The sequence below is a fragment of the Pseudoalteromonas sp. NZS11 genome (genome assembly GCF_015864765.1).
Taxonomy (GTDB): Bacteria; Pseudomonadota; Gammaproteobacteria; order Enterobacterales; family Alteromonadaceae; genus Pseudoalteromonas; species Pseudoalteromonas arctica.
The window spans coordinates 550,720-565,953 of record NZ_JADYWP010000001.1; the positions used below are offsets into that span (position 1 = coordinate 550,720).

15 protein-coding genes are annotated in these 15,234 nt (G+C 39.0%); 12 read left to right on the forward strand and 3 right to left on the reverse strand.

Annotation, left to right across the window (positions count from 1 at the left end; all coding sequences use genetic code 11):
• Positions 1–7: 7 nt before the first annotated feature.
• Positions 8–919 (reverse strand): CAF17-like 4Fe-4S cluster assembly/insertion protein YgfZ, encoded by a 912-nt coding sequence (gene ygfZ, locus I6E82_RS02455; protein WP_165741703.1) that lies wholly within the window; start codon positions 917–919, stop codon positions 8–10.
• A 164-nt stretch (positions 920–1,083) separates the two neighbouring features.
• On the opposite strand from ygfZ, the gene I6E82_RS02460 reads away from it, so the two are divergent.
• Both I6E82_RS02460 and I6E82_RS19805 read left to right on the forward strand, forming a co-directional pair.
• Entirely contained in the window at positions 1,084–1,335 is a 252-nt protein-coding gene (locus I6E82_RS02460; protein ID WP_197116622.1) for an FAD assembly factor SdhE, read from the forward strand.
• 55 nt (positions 1,336–1,390) lie between these two features.
• Entirely contained in the window at positions 1,391–1,747 is a 357-nt protein-coding gene (locus tag I6E82_RS19805) for a hypothetical protein (RefSeq protein WP_007581712.1), read from the forward strand.
• On the opposite strand, the gene nadB is transcribed toward I6E82_RS19805, so the two are convergent.
• Positions 1,722–3,332 carry an L-aspartate oxidase gene (gene nadB / locus I6E82_RS02465; RefSeq protein WP_007581714.1) on the reverse strand — a complete coding sequence of 537 codons (1,611 nt, stop codon included), beginning with the start codon at positions 3,330–3,332 and terminating at the stop codon, positions 1,722–1,724. The two genes, I6E82_RS19805 and nadB, sit on opposite strands and share 26 nt — an antisense overlap.
• A gap of 246 nt (positions 3,333–3,578) precedes the next feature.
• On the opposite strand from nadB, the gene rpoE reads away from it, so the two are divergent.
• From rpoE to pdxJ, 10 genes are all read left to right on the forward strand, one after another.
• A complete protein-coding gene (gene rpoE / locus I6E82_RS02470; protein WP_002958721.1) occupies positions 3,579–4,160 on the forward strand; it encodes an RNA polymerase sigma factor RpoE in 582 nt (193 codons plus the stop codon).
• 1 nt (position 4,161) lies between these two features.
• Positions 4,162–4,779 (forward strand): sigma-E factor negative regulatory protein, encoded by a 618-nt coding sequence (locus tag I6E82_RS02475; RefSeq protein ID WP_007581717.1) that lies wholly within the window; start codon positions 4,162–4,164, stop codon positions 4,777–4,779.
• Positions 4,780–4,783: 4 nt separating this feature from the next.
• Entirely contained in the window at positions 4,784–5,734 is a 951-nt protein-coding gene (locus I6E82_RS02480; RefSeq protein WP_007581719.1) for a MucB/RseB C-terminal domain-containing protein, read from the forward strand.
• Positions 5,735–5,753: 19 nt separating this feature from the next.
• Complete coding sequence (locus I6E82_RS02485) at positions 5,754–6,203, forward strand: SoxR reducing system RseC family protein (protein WP_154903490.1); 450 nt, start codon at positions 5,754–5,756, stop codon at positions 6,201–6,203.
• A gap of 275 nt (positions 6,204–6,478) precedes the next feature.
• A complete protein-coding gene (gene lepA / locus I6E82_RS02490) occupies positions 6,479–8,266 on the forward strand; it encodes a translation elongation factor 4 (protein WP_007581724.1) in 1,788 nt (595 codons plus the stop codon).
• A 16-nt stretch (positions 8,267–8,282) separates the two neighbouring features.
• The gene (gene lepB / locus I6E82_RS02495) at positions 8,283–9,218 is read left to right on the forward strand and encodes a signal peptidase I (RefSeq protein WP_007581726.1); all 936 of its coding nucleotides are present in this window, start codon (positions 8,283–8,285) and stop codon (positions 9,216–9,218) included.
• A gap of 2 nt (positions 9,219–9,220) precedes the next feature.
• The gene (gene rnc, locus I6E82_RS02500; protein ID WP_007581728.1) at positions 9,221–9,898 is read left to right on the forward strand and encodes a ribonuclease III; all 678 of its coding nucleotides are present in this window, start codon (positions 9,221–9,223) and stop codon (positions 9,896–9,898) included.
• Positions 9,888–10,820: a GTPase Era gene (era, locus tag I6E82_RS02505; protein ID WP_007581730.1), complete on the forward strand. Its 933-nt coding sequence runs from the start codon at positions 9,888–9,890 to the stop codon at positions 10,818–10,820. Before rnc ends, era begins: the two co-directional genes overlap by 11 nt.
• A 20-nt stretch (positions 10,821–10,840) precedes the next feature.
• A complete protein-coding gene (gene recO, locus I6E82_RS02510) occupies positions 10,841–11,533 on the forward strand; it encodes a DNA repair protein RecO (protein ID WP_007581733.1) in 693 nt (230 codons plus the stop codon).
• A gap of 22 nt (positions 11,534–11,555) precedes the next feature.
• A complete protein-coding gene (pdxJ, locus tag I6E82_RS02515) occupies positions 11,556–12,287 on the forward strand; it encodes a pyridoxine 5'-phosphate synthase (protein WP_024592969.1) in 732 nt (243 codons plus the stop codon).
• Between the two features lie 82 nt (positions 12,288–12,369).
• Here the strand turns inward: pdxJ and barA are convergent, their stop codons facing one another.
• Complete coding sequence (gene barA, locus I6E82_RS02520) at positions 12,370–15,144, reverse strand: two-component sensor histidine kinase BarA (RefSeq protein WP_197116623.1); 2,775 nt, start codon at positions 15,142–15,144, stop codon at positions 12,370–12,372.
• Between the last annotated feature and the right edge of the window lie 90 nt (positions 15,145–15,234).

Here is a 15,234-nt window from a genome sequence, read left to right on the forward strand (position 1 = left end):
TTCCTATTTATTCATCTTCAAGAGAGTAGGGTAGAGGCAGAATGCTTAGCTCCACCTGAGGTGTGTGTTTTGCACGAAGTACCTGAGTTACATCAGTATCGTTTGGCAACACAACGAGGCCTGTTAATTTATTTGTTTGTTCATTAAAGCTTTGTGCAATGAGTTTACCCGCACGGCGCCAGTTTTCGCCTAATTGGGTTTCTAAATCGGGCTCTGAAAGTATCCCTTCGCTTTGACCTGAGACTATATACATTGCACGCTTATTTTTACCTAGGTACTTCATACGAGCCACAGTTTCTTGACCGGTATAACACCCTTTTTTAAAGCTTATACCGCCAATAGCATGTAGGTTTACCATTTGAGGAACATACTCGCCAATTGCATCTGCACTTAACTGAGGTTCACCTGCAAGCATAGATGCTTGTTGCCAAGGAGCTTCGTTATCAAGTGTAGATACGTCATCAGGCATACTAAACTGGCTATCGACCATCAATAAAACACGGTTATCAGCTAATTTTAGTGCTTTACCGCTTTCAAAGTCACACGCGCTCGCATCACCTTCAAAGTTAATATCAAGTTGTGCGAGTACATCCGATAAATCATCACCAATGAGACCAATTAATCGCTTTGAACATGCACTAATGTCAACTTTTGCAAATACGGCATACTTTTTTAGCTCAGCTAACGATTTTTCTACTTCGTTTTCGCTGCCTGTAAGGTAGTAGCTGTCTTGATAAGAAAATAATTTAAATACGCCCCAAAGTTTACCTTTAGCGCTGCAATGGCCAGCCCACAAATAATTACTGCTGGTTAATTTATTTAGATCTTGAGTGATTTGCCCGTGTAAATAAGATAATTTATCAGCACCGCAGAGGCTAATAAGTTGATGAGATAACGGACATGCATAAACGCTCGACATAAAAACCTTCTTTGCAATATAAATGAAGTGACATAATAACGCAGTTGTTACGTATGGTACAGACAAGCGCTTATTGGTGCGGGTTTATTCTTTAATGAGAGATTAATAGCTGCTAAATAGGCTTGTGTTTGTTAAACTCGAGTCAATTAAGTATGAGGTTTAAAATGGTTGAAATTCATAGTAAAGCACGTATTCGTTGGGCTTGCCGTCGTGGCATGTTAGAGCTTGATGTTTTGTTTATGCCGTTTGTTGAAGAAGCATACGACTCTTTGAGCGCAGAGCAACAGGCTGTCTTTCAGCGTTTGCTAACAGAAGAAGACCCTGACTTATTTGCATGGTTTATGGGTCATCAAGAATGTAAAGATGAGCAGTTAAACGGTATGGTTTCGCTGATCTTAGACCGAGTTCGTGTATAGGTTTACAGTTACTAATAATAACGCTGACCACAAACCTATTGTGGTCTTTTTTTGCATGCTCAGTTTAATATTATGTTTATTTTTAGATTCGCTACTAGCTATGCTTTTTTGTTTGATAATTAATATATTAGCTGGCTTTTTAGTGTGGCAAAAAGTGTTGGCAATTCATCCAAACCATGGCGTTATAATTCTAGAACCCAAGCTATTTAGGTTTGAGGGTGAAGGTTTAAAAATTCAGGGTGAAATTAGTAAAAAAAGCCGTTTTTATGGCAATAATATATGGCTACATATTAAAGGTTTTAGTAACAACCATTGGCTTATAATTTCAGCCAATGGTGTTAATGAACAAAGCTATGCGCGTCTAAAACGTGCTACTTTAAGCGCGATTAATTGCGTTTTGGAGTCAAAATAGTCGGTGTTGGATTTTCATTTTGTTCAGGGTAATCAATAGTATAATGTAGGCCTCTGCTTTCTTTTCGCTCCATTGCACTTCTAATAATGAGTTCTGACACTTGTACTAAGTTACGAAGCTCAAGCAAGTTATTACTTACTCTAAAGTTTGCATAATAATCATGTATTTCTTGCTGCAGCAACTCAACCCTATGCAGTGCACGTTCTAAGCGTTTAGTAGAGCGTACAATACCTACATAATCCCACATAAATAAACGTAGTTCATGCCAGTTATGGGTAATAACAATTTCTTCATCAGAGTTACTAACACGGCTTTCATCCCAATGAGGTAGAGCCATTGGCTCTGGTGCATGTTCAATTTTACTTAAAATATCTTTAGCTGCAGCGTGGGCAAATACAATACATTCCAATAATGAATTACTTGCCATACGGTTTGCACCATGTAGGCCTGTGTAAGCGACTTCGCCAACAGCATACAAGTTATCGAGATCTGTTTTACCGTTAAAGTCGGTCATTACGCCACCACAAGTGTAATGCGCAGCAGGTACAACTGGGATTGCTTCTTTTGTTATATCAAGCCCTACACTTAGGCATTTTGCGTAAATAGTAGGAAAGTGCTCAATAATAAAGTCTTTATCTTTGTGGCTAATATCTAAATAAACACAATTAGCACCTAAACGCTTCATTTCAAAATCGATTGCGCGTGCCACTATATCGCGTGGAGCAAGTTCTTCACGACTGTCAAAATCTTTCATAAAACGAGTGCCATCAGGTCGTTTTAAATAAGCCCCTTCACCGCGCATAGCTTCTGTAATTAAAAAGTTTTGTAGCTCTGGATGATAAAGGCTCGTTGGATGAAATTGATTAAATTCCATATTGGCAACTTTACAGCCTGCGCGCCATGCCATTGCAATGCCATCACCACTTGATACATCTGGATTAGATGTATACAAATACACTTTGCTTGCGCCACCAGTGGCAAGAGCAACAAATTTAGCTGAAATGGTTTCTACCTTTTTAGCTTTTTTGTTCCACACATACATACCTTCAATGTGTGATCCTGTTTTTCCGGCGCTTTTATCTGTAATTAAATCAATAGCATTGTATTGCTCTAAGAGCGTTATATTCTTATGAATTTTAACTTGGCTAATAAGCGTGGTTTGCACAGCTTTGCCAGTAGCATCGGCTGCATGCAAAATACGACGATGGCTGTGACCGCCTTCACGTGTTAAATGAAAACGCTCTTTTCCTTTGCTATCAAACTCCATATCAAAGGGAACACCTTGGTCGATTAACCACTGTAGGCAATCGTGAGCATTGCTGGCAGTATAATGAACAGCGTCTCTGTCGCATAAACCGCCGCCCGCATCGAGTGTATCTTCAACATGAGATTCTATGCTGTCGTTTTGTTTATCAAATACAGCTGCTATACCACCTTGAGCATATAAAGTAGAACCTTCTGTAAGCGCTCCTTTACTGATCACGGTAACGTTACAATAATTAGCTAGAGATAATGCAAGTGATAAGCCTGCTGCGCCGCTACCTATAATAGCGACATCTGCAATGTGATGTTTATTTTGGTTCATGTCAGAGGTACTTTGCGGTTACAATGCTCGTATAGAGCAATATTTGTTTTTAATATCTGTAGTTGTACCATATTTGTCATACTACTACGTAGTGATTTTAAAGGCTTAGCGCCGTTATTTATCATCTATTTTATAAAAAAATAATATTAAGCAGAACTTTTTATTCATAAAGAGGTCAGAGTATTTGTGAACAATGACGACAATATGAATAACAAGCAAAAATCAGACATAGGAGTACCGGCTCGAATGAGCGAGCAGGAATTAGATTTAGTGCTAGTAAAAAGGGTCCAGCAAGGAGATAAAAACGCCTTCAACCTATTAGTAAAGAAGTATCAAAACAAAATTGCAGGTTTGATCTCACGTTATGTATCAAACCAAGGCGATATTGCTGATGTAGCACAAGAGGCTTTTATTAAAGCTTACCGTGCACTTCCTAACTTTAGAGGTGACAGCGCCTTTTACACGTGGTTATACCGTATTGCCGTTAATTGTGCTAAAAATTACTTAGTAGCCCAGGGGCGTAAGCCGCCAGCAAATGATATAGACGCTGAAGATGCCGAGTTTTATGATTGTGCAGATTCAATGCGATCTAATGCATCTCCTGAAAACCTACTTTTAAGCGAAGAAGTACGCGCTGTTATTTTTAATACGATTGATAGTTTGCCTGAAGATCTTAAAACCGCAATCACCCTTAGAGAAATCGAAGGGATGAGCTATGAAGAAATAGCAGTGGTAATGGATTGCCCTGTCGGGACTGTGCGTTCGCGTATATTTCGTGCCCGTGAAGCAATAGATAACAAATTAAACCCATTAATAGGCGAGTCTTAGTATGACAAAAGCACACCTTAACAAGTTAGATAACGAAGCGTTATCGGCATTACTTGATGGCGAGCAACATCTGACAGATGCAAAAATTGCAGAGCAAGATGTAACTACGTTTGGCCGTTATGCGTTAATTGGTGATGCGATGCGTGCTCAAAAAAATAATAACGACATACATATTGATATTAGCGATCGCGTTGCATTAGCACTAGAAAGCGAGCCTGTTTATGCTGACTTTAGTCAGTCAAAAACACAGCCTCAAGCAATCACTGAGACGGTACAAGATAATAAAGTAGTGGCTTTTAATTGGCGCAAGCCAGTTGCTCAACTAGCAATTGCAGCCAGTGTGGCAATGTTTGCTATTGTGGGCGTTAATACGCTTCCTCAAAGTAACAACGAGCAACAAAGCGAAATTCCATTACTACAAACCACACCGCTGACAGGTATGGCGTCGCCAGTAAGTTACTCATCTGAGCCTGCGCTTGAAAATGCAGAGCAAGGTTTACGTGAATTACAGCAACAACGTATTGGTGCATTAGTCCTTGAGCATCAACGCCAAGCACGAGTTGCGAATTCTTTAGAGACAGCGCAAACTAATACCAAAGCGTCTGAGGAAAAAAACTAATTAAATGAAAGTAATCACTTTTGTTCTGTCGTTGGTAGTAAGCTTTAATGCATTTGCCAACGACACAAATCCTGCCAAAGATTTATTACTAAAAATGGCTAATGCCGTTCACACCCGTAATTTTGACGCTTCGTTTGTGGTTGTCAAAGGTAAAACAATGGAACCCTACCGATGGGTGCATGCTTTACAAGGTGACACAGAACTTGAGCATTTAAGTTTACTTAATGGTGCTGGGCTTGAAATGGTCCGTATTGACAACCAAGTTACTTATTTTGAACCTCAGTCTGAACCATACTCCCTAAAAACAGATTCAATAGCGGGTCCAATTCCTGAAGTGCTTTTTAAAGATATAGATCGCTTAAGCGCGCACTATGATTTTGTATTAGGCGGGAAAGGTCGTATTGCAGGGCGTGCTGCTCAACTAGTTCGCATAGAATCTAAAGACGAGTATAAATATAATTATTGGATTTGGCTGGATATGGAATCGTCGTTATTACTAAAAGCCGCGTACGTTAACCATGAAGGTGAGGCCTTAGAGCAGTTACAGCTTACTCACATTAGTGTGACAGAGCAGCCAGCAGGTATGTTACTTGAAGTGCTCAATCGAAACTTTCCAACGCCTTTACCAAACGATGCACTTATAAACGAAGACAGTACAGCTACTAACTGGCAAATTAGTTGGTTACCGGATGGCTTTGAATTACTAAAATCAGACAGACATAAGCTCGATTTAAATAACGAATTAACAGACTATTACTTGTTCTCTGATGGTTTTGTTGAAATTTCGGTATTTATTCAGCGTCCATTACCGGGTAAGCGTTTAAGTGGTGCACTAACCTCTGGTGCAACGACAGTATATGTGCATAATGGCGGTAATTTTGATGTATCGGTTGTTGGTAATGTACCGAGTATGACCGCAAAAGCGATTGCTGAGTCAGTTACCCGCGCATTATAAACGATTCGTAAGGATTGTTATGATTGAACAAACCCTCACTGTTGTGGCCCTCGATGGCCACATTGCTCATTTAGAAGCACAACAAAAACAAGCTTGTGAAGGCTGCAATGGTCGTTGCGGCTCACAAGTGTTTGGTAAGCTATTTGGCACTGCAAAAAAAACCTTCCCTTATAAATTTGAATCCTCTGTTGAAGTAGGACAAAAGGTAACCTTGTCACTTGATGATAGTCACGTCGTTAAGCATGCATTTGCGGTATACATGCTACCACTGCTTTTAAGTCTGGTTTTTGCACTGATTGCAGCGCAATTATTTATGTCTTGTGAAGGTTGGCAAATTTTAGCAGCAGCTTTAGGTGGTGTTACTGGTTTCTTTATAGCTAAAACTCGCGTGAAATCGCTAAAGCACGATATAAAAGTTATAAAAATTCACCCAATTAGTATTCCTTTAACTCAAATAGATGGTGATTGACGCCAATTAAATGTAAAATTGCCGTTTTATACCAAAGTAACTTGGAAATACAGGGAATAGTGGTTTTTTAAATTATTTTATCTAGCTGAATTATGTAAGTTAAATAAATTTAACTTATTGTTATTCAATAAATAAAATGGTTTTAATCAATATTAAAAAGCATTCGTGATGTTTGTAATTTACAAACTGAGCTTATGGCATCCTACAGCAAGTATTTTCAAGTCACTTAGGTATTCATATTTAGTCCATTAAAATAGAAGTATAGAATCCAGTTTATGAAGCATATCCGTAATTTTTCGATCATCGCCCATATTGACCATGGTAAATCGACCCTTTCAGATCGTTTGATCCAAGTTTGTGGCGGTTTAACCGACCGTGAAATGCAAAAACAAGTTTTGGATTCAATGGATATTGAGCGCGAACGTGGTATTACCATTAAAGCGCAAAGTGTAACGTTGAATTACAAAGCGAACGATGGCGAAACTTATCAACTTAATTTCATTGATACTCCAGGACACGTTGATTTTACATATGAAGTATCGCGTTCTTTAGCTGCATGTGAAGGTGCACTACTCGTTGTCGATGCAGGCCAAGGCGTTGAAGCACAAACATTAGCTAACTGTTACACCGCTATTGAAATGGAATTAGAAGTAATTCCAGTACTTAACAAAATCGATTTACCGCAAGCGGATCCTTTGCGCGTTGCAGAAGAAATTGAAGAAATTATTGGTATTGATGCCCTTGATGCAGTTCAATGTAGCGCTAAAACGGGTGTAGGTATTGCCGAAGTTCTTGAAATGATTGTTAGAGATGTTCCGCCGCCAGTAGGCGATACAGATGGACCTCTACAAGCACTTATTATCGATTCTTGGTTTGACCCATACCAAGGCGTTGTATCATTAGTGCGTATTAAGCACGGTGAATTACGCACTGGCGACAAAATAAAAATAATGTCGAATGAGCATATACATACTGCCGACCAAGTGGGTGTGTTTACACCTAAGCAAACTAACACCGGTATTTTAAGAACAGGTGAAGTAGGGTTTGTTATTGCTGGCATCAAAGAGATACATGGTGCGCCAGTAGGCGATACTATAACTCATCAAAAAAATGCGGCTCCACTTCGTTTACCTGGTTTTCAAAAAATTAAGCCTCAGGTTTATGCAGGTATGTTCCCAATTGCATCAGATGAGTATGAATCATTCCGTGATGCGCTTAATAAATTAAGCTTAAACGATGCGTCGTTATTCTTTGAACCAGAGAATTCAACTGCATTAGGTTTTGGTTTCCGCTGTGGCTTTTTAGGTATGCTACACATGGAAATCATTCAAGAGCGTTTAGAGCGTGAATACGATATTGATTTAATTACAACGGCACCTACGGTAATCTATGAGATAGTTACTAAAGAAGGTACATTCCAGATTGATAACCCGTCTGATTTACCTGCAGTAAACGATATTTTAGAAATTCGTGAGCCGATTGTTGAAGCTAATATTTTGGTACCACAAGAATACTTAGGTAATGTTATTACTTTGTGTATTGAAAAACGCGGCAGCCAAACAAAAATGACCTATCACGGAAAGCAAGTAGCTGTTACGTACGAGCTACCTATGGCTGAAGTGGTAATGGACTTTTTTGATAAATTAAAATCAACAAGCCGTGGTTTTGCATCGCTTGATTATAACTTTAAACACTTTCAAACATCAGATATGGTGCGTGTTGATATTTTAATCAATAGTGAGCGTGTTGACGCACTTGCGATTATTGTTCACCGCGATGGTGCTCAGTCTCGTGGTCGTCAGTTAGCTGATGCATTAAAAGAGCTTATTCCTCGTCAAATGTTTGATATTGCGATTCAAGCAGCGATTGGACAACACGTTATTGCACGTACTACGGTAAAACAGTTACGTAAAAACGTAATTGCTAAGTGTTACGGTGGCGATGTGAGTCGTAAGAAAAAGCTACTTAAAAAGCAAAAAGATGGTAAAAAACGTATGAAGCAAGTAGGTAATGTTGAAGTGCCTCAAGAAGCGTTTTTAGCTATTTTAAAAGTTGGTAAATAAAAACAAAGGATTATAAATGGCTGGTTATTTTTCAGTTTTATTGGTGCTATTAACCTTAGGCTCAGGCTTAATATGGTTAATAGATCACTTAATGTATGCACCTAAAAGACAGGAGCGCTTAGCGATAGCGCAAACGTCTGCTGGAGCTCCGTTAGATGAAGAAACTGCGGCATTAATTGCACCAGAACCAGTACTAACAGAAACAGCAAAGTCGATTTTCCCGATGATTGCAGCAATTACTATTTTTAGATCATTTATTTTTGAACCGTTTCAAATTCCATCTGGTTCAATGATGCCTACACTGTTAGTGGGTGACTTTATTTTAGTACAAAAGTATTCATATGGAATAAAAGACCCAGTTTGGCGCACTCAGTTAGTTGATATCGGTGAGCCTGAACGTGGTGATATTGTTGTTTTTAAATACCCTTTAGATGAAAGTGTTGACTATATTAAACGTACGATTGGTTTACCTGGCGATAAAATTGTTTATCGTGATAAACGTTTATATATTCAGCCAAACTGTAAAGAAGGCGAAACCCAACAGGGTGAGCTTTTATGTAATGAATTCAATAAAATTGATTTTAAACTAATTAATGATAACGAATTTAAACAAGGCCCAATGCCTCTAGCTCGTGTGAATGAAAATTTAACAACAGTTACGCATGATATATTAATCAACCCACAAGCGCCTGAAAGAAAAGGGCGTTACTATCAGCAACCGGGCACGCCTTCTGATGAATGGACTGTTCCTGCTGATCATTATTTTATGATGGGTGATAACCGCGACAACAGCCAAGATGGTCGCTTTTGGGGCTTTGTACCAAAAGAAAACTTGGTGGGTAAAGCTGTCTTTATATGGATGAGTTTTGAATTTGAGAATGGCCCTGATGATATTTTACCAGGATGGGTTCCAACTGGTGTTCGCTTTGAACGCCTAGGTAATATTCAGTAACGATGAAAAAAAATGTAACAGAATTATATAAAAAAATTGGCTATGAATTCGCTGATCAAGGTTTACTTGAACAAGCAATGACGCACCGCAGCCACAAAGGCCAACATAATGAGCGACTAGAATTTTTAGGCGACTCGATTTTAAGCTTTGTGATTGCCAATGCACTTTATGCCAAATTCCCTAAAGCGCGTGAAGGCGATTTAAGTCGCATGCGCTCAACACTTGTGCGTGGTCAAACGCTTGCCGAGTTTGGTCTTGAATTTGGTCTAGGCGATTATTTACGCTTAGGGCCGGGCGAGCTTAAAAGTGGCGGTTTTCGTCGCGAGTCAACGCTTGCTGATGCAGTAGAAGCTATTATAGGCGCTGCATTTCTAGATTCAGGTATCGACAGTTGTGGCGATCTTATATTGGCGTGGTACCAATCACGTTTGGATGCTATTTCACCAGGGCTTAACCAGAAAGATCCTAAAACCCTGCTGCAAGAGTATTTACAAGCCCGTAAATTATCGTTACCGGGCTACACAGTGGTTGATACACAAGGCCAAGCACACAATCAAACATTCACGGTTGAATGTATTGTTGATGGAATGGATAGCATAATTTCTGTTGGTAGCTCGCGCCGTAAGGCCGAACAAAAAGCTGCTGAAAAAGCATTGAAGATACTTAAAAATGAACCTTGATACCTTAATACAGCCTCATGAACGTGATGTAGATACATTTTGTGGAATGGTGGCGATTGTCGGTCGACCAAACGTAGGTAAATCGACTTTGCTTAATGAAATCATTGAGCAAAAAGTGAGTATTACCTCACGTAAACCACAAACTACACGTCATCGTATTATGGGTATTCATACCGTAGATAAACACCAAGCGGTATACATAGATACACCGGGTCTACACGTTGAAGAAAAGCGTGCTATTAACCGTTTAATGAATCGAGCAGCGTCTAGTTCTATCGGCGATGTAGAGCTTATTATTTTTGTCGTTGAAGGCACTCATTGGAATGCAGATGACGATATGGTACTTAATAAAGTATCACAAAGTGGTAAGCCTGTATTATTGGTTATTAATAAAATTGACCAAGTTAAAGACCGTGATCTTGTATTGCCTCATATGAAGTGGTTAAGTGACAAGTTTGATTTTGTTGGAATTATGCCAGTATCAGCAACGCAAGGTAAAAACGTTGATTTAATCAAAGCAGAAGTAACTAAACGCTTACCTCCTTGCGAATTTTACTTTCCTGAAGATTATGTAACTGACCGTTCGATGCGCTTTATGGCAGCTGAAGTTATCCGTGAAAAGCTAATGCGTTTTATGGGTGAAGAACTACCGTATTCTGTGACTGTTGAAATTGAGCAGTTTAAATGGCAAGACAACGGTATTTGGCACATCAATGGGTTAATTCTTGTTGAGCGCGAAACACAAAAACGCATGGTTATTGGTAATAAAGGCGAAAAGCTAAAAACCATTGGCCGTGAAGCTCGTAAAGACATAGAAGAAATGCTTGATAACAAAGTATTTTTAGAGCTTTGGGTTAAAGTTAAGTCGGGTTGGGCTGATGATGAACGTGCACTAAGAAGCTTAGGTTACAGTGAAGACTAAACCAAGCAGTAGCTTAGTGAATGGATAGCGACTTCTACACCGCGTATTTATTACATCGGCGTCCTTATAGTGACTCCCAAGTAATGTTAGATATGCTTGTAGAAGGCGTTGGCCAGTTAAGAATGCTGGCTCGAATTAGTGGTCGCCAGGCCACTAAACATAAAGCACAACTTCAGCCGTTCCAGGCACTCCTTGTTAATTACAGTGGCAAGTACGATTTAAAATATATCAATAAGTTTGAACTGCATGGTAACCCGCACTTTTTAAAAGGTGATGAGCTTTATTGTGGTTTTTATTTGAATGAGCTGACTAATCGCATCGTTCCTGTTAATGAGCCAATTGAACAAGTATTTGAGCTATATAAATCTCACCTAGGAAACCTAAACAGCGGAGCCAATTTACAAGAAGTGCTTCGCTCGTACGAATTTCAATTATTGGAATTACTCGGTTATGGTGTGGATTTTAGTTTTGATGCCAGTGGTGAACCAATAGATGAAAAGCAGACGTATAGTTATTTCCCCGAACTTGGTTTTTTAGTACAAGAAGATACGCGTTCTGGATTTAGTGGCAAACAACTTAACGCCATAGCAAATCATGACTTTAGCCAAAGTGATGTGCTATATATGGCAAAGCAATTAAGTCGCTATTTATTAAAACCCTTATTAGGTAGTAAACCATTAAAAAGCCGTGAGCTATTTATGGCCTCTCAATAAACGTAATTTTACAGGTAAGAAAATGAAAGATATTCTTTTGGGTGTAAACGTAGATCATATTGCAACACTTCGTCAAGCGCGTGGAACAAGTTACCCAGATCCAGCCCATGCAGCCAGTGTAGCAGAGCATGCAGGCGCAGACGGTATTACGATTCACTTACGTGAAGACAGACGCCATATTCAAGATCGCGACGTTTATGTGATGGCTAAAACCATCCAAACTCGCATGAATCTTGAAACCGCTGTTACCGACGAAATGATAAAAATAGCGCTTGAAGTAAAACCTGAGTACGTGTGTTTAGTACCTGAAAAGCGCGAAGAGTTAACCACCGAGGGCGGCTTAGATGTAGCGGGTAATATAGATAAAATTAAAGCCGCAACAAAAACGCTTACCGACGCGGGTATTAAAGTATCGCTATTTATTGATGCAGATAAAGCCCAACTAGATGCAGCCAAAGAATGTGGTGCTCCTTATGTAGAAATACACACAGGCGCGTATGCTGATGCAACAAATGATACTGATTTACACAAAGAGTTAGAGCATATTCGTGAAGGTGTTAAATACGCAGCAAGCTTAGGTTTGATTGTTAACGCTGGCCATGGTCTTCATTATCATAACGTTAAACCCATTGCCGCGATGCCTGAGATTTATGAGCTAAATATTGGCCACGCTATTATTGCTCGTGCAGCGATAGATGGACTCGATAAAGCCGTACGCGATATGAAACGATTAATGATTGAAGCAAGAATGTAATACGAATCTACATAAGCATTTAAAAAGCTTAATAAAAAAAACGCGGTAAATACCGCGTTTTTTTGTATCTAAAATTCAAAGCTTATCTTTGTAGCTCAGTTACGCTTGCATCAGCAAGTAAGTTTTCAAGCTCGTCCTGTAACTCAAATAATTCAGGTTCAATATTCTCTAACAAGCATTTATTTTTAAGTGATGTTTCAATTGTTTCTGCGAGTGATTTAAGTTTAGGTACACCAGTGTAGCAACATGCGCCATGAAACTTGTGGACAATACTTAAGACTTGCTGACAATCATTACTCTCTATCGCTTTAGCAAGCAATGTAAGAGTTTCAGGGACGCTTAGAAGTAGCATATTAAGCATCTCTAGCGCTAACTCGCTCTTTCCGCCAGCACGCTGCAGGGCTTGTGCCCAATCAATTCGACTACTTTGAAATGGTGCAGGACTTTGTGGTGTATCTGTTTTAGCTTTATCGCGATTAACTGGGGTCTGTGGACTATGGTCGCTAATAATTTGTTTAAGCATATCTTCATCAATAGGCTTAGTTAAATAGCCTTTAAAGCCATCTTTTAGTAGTTGCTCTTTTTCGCTTTGAAGGGCGTGTGCCGTTACAGCGATAATGGGTGTATCTTCATTAAGTGATGATTCTTGTATAAGCTTACATGCGGTTATACCGTCCATAATTGGCATCTGAATATCCATAAAAATTATGTCGTATTTATGACTTTTACTTAAGCTGTATGCTTGTGAACCATTATGTGCCGTTTCAATTACTTCAATCTGCTCACTTAATAAAGTATGGAGAAGTTTTAAGTTGGCATCGTTATCATCAACAACTAATACTTTTAACGGCAGCAAAGTTTGATCGTTTTGTTCAATATTATGAGTAGGGTGGTCAAGCCTGTAAGGTGCAGCAAGTACTTCACATAACTTACGGTGATTAAGTGGTTTACTTAAACACGCATCAGCACCGCTGCCTATAAAGGCTTCTCGCATATTGTGCGATACAGTATTAAGCATTAAATATAAGTAATCAGTAGATTCACGCACGGCTTTCACATAGCTTTTTAGTTGCTGCATATCATCAACTGATGCCATATGGCCAATTAAGCAAACATCATATTTATGTTCAGTATTTTTTATAGCGTCTAAAAAGCTAGTCTCATTAAAACATGCCGTTACGCTTGATTCCCACTGAGTCAATAACGAAAGTACAGCGTGATGTGTATGCTCGTGTGGCTCTAAATACAAAATACGTTTACCAATGAGCGATTTAGTCGGTAAGTCGTTAGTAAATACATGATTGGGCAAACTAAACACACTATTGAATGTAAAACAGGTACCGTTACCTGGTGCAGAGTTTAATGTTATGCGGCCATTCATCGCTTCAACAATATGCTTGGTAATAATGAGGCCAAGACCTGTACCACCAAACTTACGTGTAATGCTTGAGTCTGCTTGCCCAAATGGAGTAAATAAAGAGTCTTGCTTATCCATAGGTATACCCACGCCAGTATCTGTTACTGACACAAGTAAAGAAGTACGTTCGTCATCGAGTAACCGATGGCTTATGTCGACCTTAATGGAGCCTTTTTCAGTAAATTTAATCGCATTACTTAATAGGTTTATCAGCACTTGTTTAAAGCGAGTGGGATCGCCCGTTAAGTCATCTGGTACTTGTTGGTTAATGTAAATGGATAGCTCTAATTGCTTATCGTGTGCGCTAGGAGCGAGTAGTGTCATCACTTCATTTACAGCATCACGAAGTTGAAACTGAATCGACTCAAGTTCCATTGCACCCGCTTCTAGTTTGGAGAAATCTAGAATGTCGCTAATAATAGTCATTAAACTATTTGCTGATAGCATAATAGTATCGAGATAATCTTTTTGATGTTTATTCAGCGGTGTTTTATAAAGCTGGCGTGTAAATCCAATAACACCATTTAGCGGAGTACGAAGTTCGTGACTCATTTTAGCTAAAAAGTCTGATTTTACGCGGTTAGCATCTTGAGCTTCTTTTTTTGCAAATGAGAGCTCTATATTTGAAGTTTCGTATTGCTCTAGTGTTTCACGGTAGTCGCTAGTTGCTTGGTCAATATTTTTTTGCATTTCATCTTTTTGCATCACCATAGTGTGAGCAATGGTATTTAAGCCTTCTCGCAATAGCTCAAATTCACCTATCATGTTGTCGTTAAGGCCAGTACTTCTTTTACCTTCAACTAACTTGTCGGTTGCAAGTACTAACTTATTAAGCGGCGTCATAAACATGCGGCTTAACCTTAAAGCTAAAATTGCTGCAAACACCAATGATAAAATAATTACAATACCGCTAATTAATAAAGCACGTTGCTGCCCTATAACCGCTTGGTCTTTGTTTAGCTGTATAATAACGGTGCCCAGAGATGACTGAAAAGCAGATGGATCCCATTTAGAGTCGTGACTTGTATGGTTAATAATGGGGGTGAAGAATGTAACAAGCTCATCTGACTTTTGCACATGGGTCGTTTTTAAATTTATGAGCGTCTTTTGATTAATTAACTTTTCAAATGAGCGGTGATAATTACTCGTCATTAATAGCGCATTATTTTTATCAAAAATTGCAATCGACTTAATTGTAGGGGAGTGCTTGTTATGTGTGTAGCTTATAAGGCGATTCAATAGCTGTTTGTTTTTTTCGAGCATGGGTTGCTCAAGCGCAATAGCAAGGGGCTCAGAAATAGTAGTACCTTGCTGATATAAAATTTCATCAAGCTCAATGTAACGATTTATTGTAAAATAGCCACCAAGTAGTAATCCTATGATCACCGTTGGGATCAGGGTCAGTGTTAAAACAGAATCGCGTAAGCCTAATTTGGTCATAATGGGAGCGTTTTATCGTTATTAGTATGATTTGAGTATATACGGTTCAACACGCATTCTAAAGCATCTAAATATAGGTGCTTCATAAAT

What these genes read in the sequence shown, in the direction of transcription:
- ygfZ (WP_165741703.1), bottom strand. Translation starts at nt 919, where the DNA reads ATGTCGAGCGTTTATGCATGTCCGTTATCTCATCAACTTATTAGCCTC.
- I6E82_RS02460 (WP_197116622.1), top strand. Translation starts at nt 1,084, where the DNA reads ATGGTTGAAATTCATAGTAAAGCACGTATTCGTTGGGCTTGCCGTCGT.
- I6E82_RS19805 (WP_007581712.1), top strand. Translation starts at nt 1,391, where the DNA reads ATGCTCAGTTTAATATTATGTTTATTTTTAGATTCGCTACTAGCTATG.
- nadB (WP_007581714.1), bottom strand. Translation starts at nt 3,332, where the DNA reads ATGAACCAAAATAAACATCACATTGCAGATGTCGCTATTATAGGTAGC.
- rpoE (WP_002958721.1), top strand. Translation starts at nt 3,579, where the DNA reads ATGAGCGAGCAGGAATTAGATTTAGTGCTAGTAAAAAGGGTCCAGCAA.
- I6E82_RS02475 (WP_007581717.1), top strand. Translation starts at nt 4,162, where the DNA reads ATGACAAAAGCACACCTTAACAAGTTAGATAACGAAGCGTTATCGGCA.
- I6E82_RS02480 (WP_007581719.1), top strand. Translation starts at nt 4,784, where the DNA reads ATGAAAGTAATCACTTTTGTTCTGTCGTTGGTAGTAAGCTTTAATGCA.
- I6E82_RS02485 (WP_154903490.1), top strand. Translation starts at nt 5,754, where the DNA reads ATGATTGAACAAACCCTCACTGTTGTGGCCCTCGATGGCCACATTGCT.
- lepA (WP_007581724.1), top strand. Translation starts at nt 6,479, where the DNA reads ATGAAGCATATCCGTAATTTTTCGATCATCGCCCATATTGACCATGGT.
- lepB (WP_007581726.1), top strand. Translation starts at nt 8,283, where the DNA reads ATGGCTGGTTATTTTTCAGTTTTATTGGTGCTATTAACCTTAGGCTCA.
- rnc (WP_007581728.1), top strand. Translation starts at nt 9,221, where the DNA reads ATGAAAAAAAATGTAACAGAATTATATAAAAAAATTGGCTATGAATTC.
- era (WP_007581730.1), top strand. Translation starts at nt 9,888, where the DNA reads ATGAACCTTGATACCTTAATACAGCCTCATGAACGTGATGTAGATACA.
- recO (WP_007581733.1), top strand. Translation starts at nt 10,841, where the DNA reads ATGGATAGCGACTTCTACACCGCGTATTTATTACATCGGCGTCCTTAT.
- pdxJ (WP_024592969.1), top strand. Translation starts at nt 11,556, where the DNA reads ATGAAAGATATTCTTTTGGGTGTAAACGTAGATCATATTGCAACACTT.
- barA (WP_197116623.1), bottom strand. Translation starts at nt 15,144, where the DNA reads ATGACCAAATTAGGCTTACGCGATTCTGTTTTAACACTGACCCTGATC.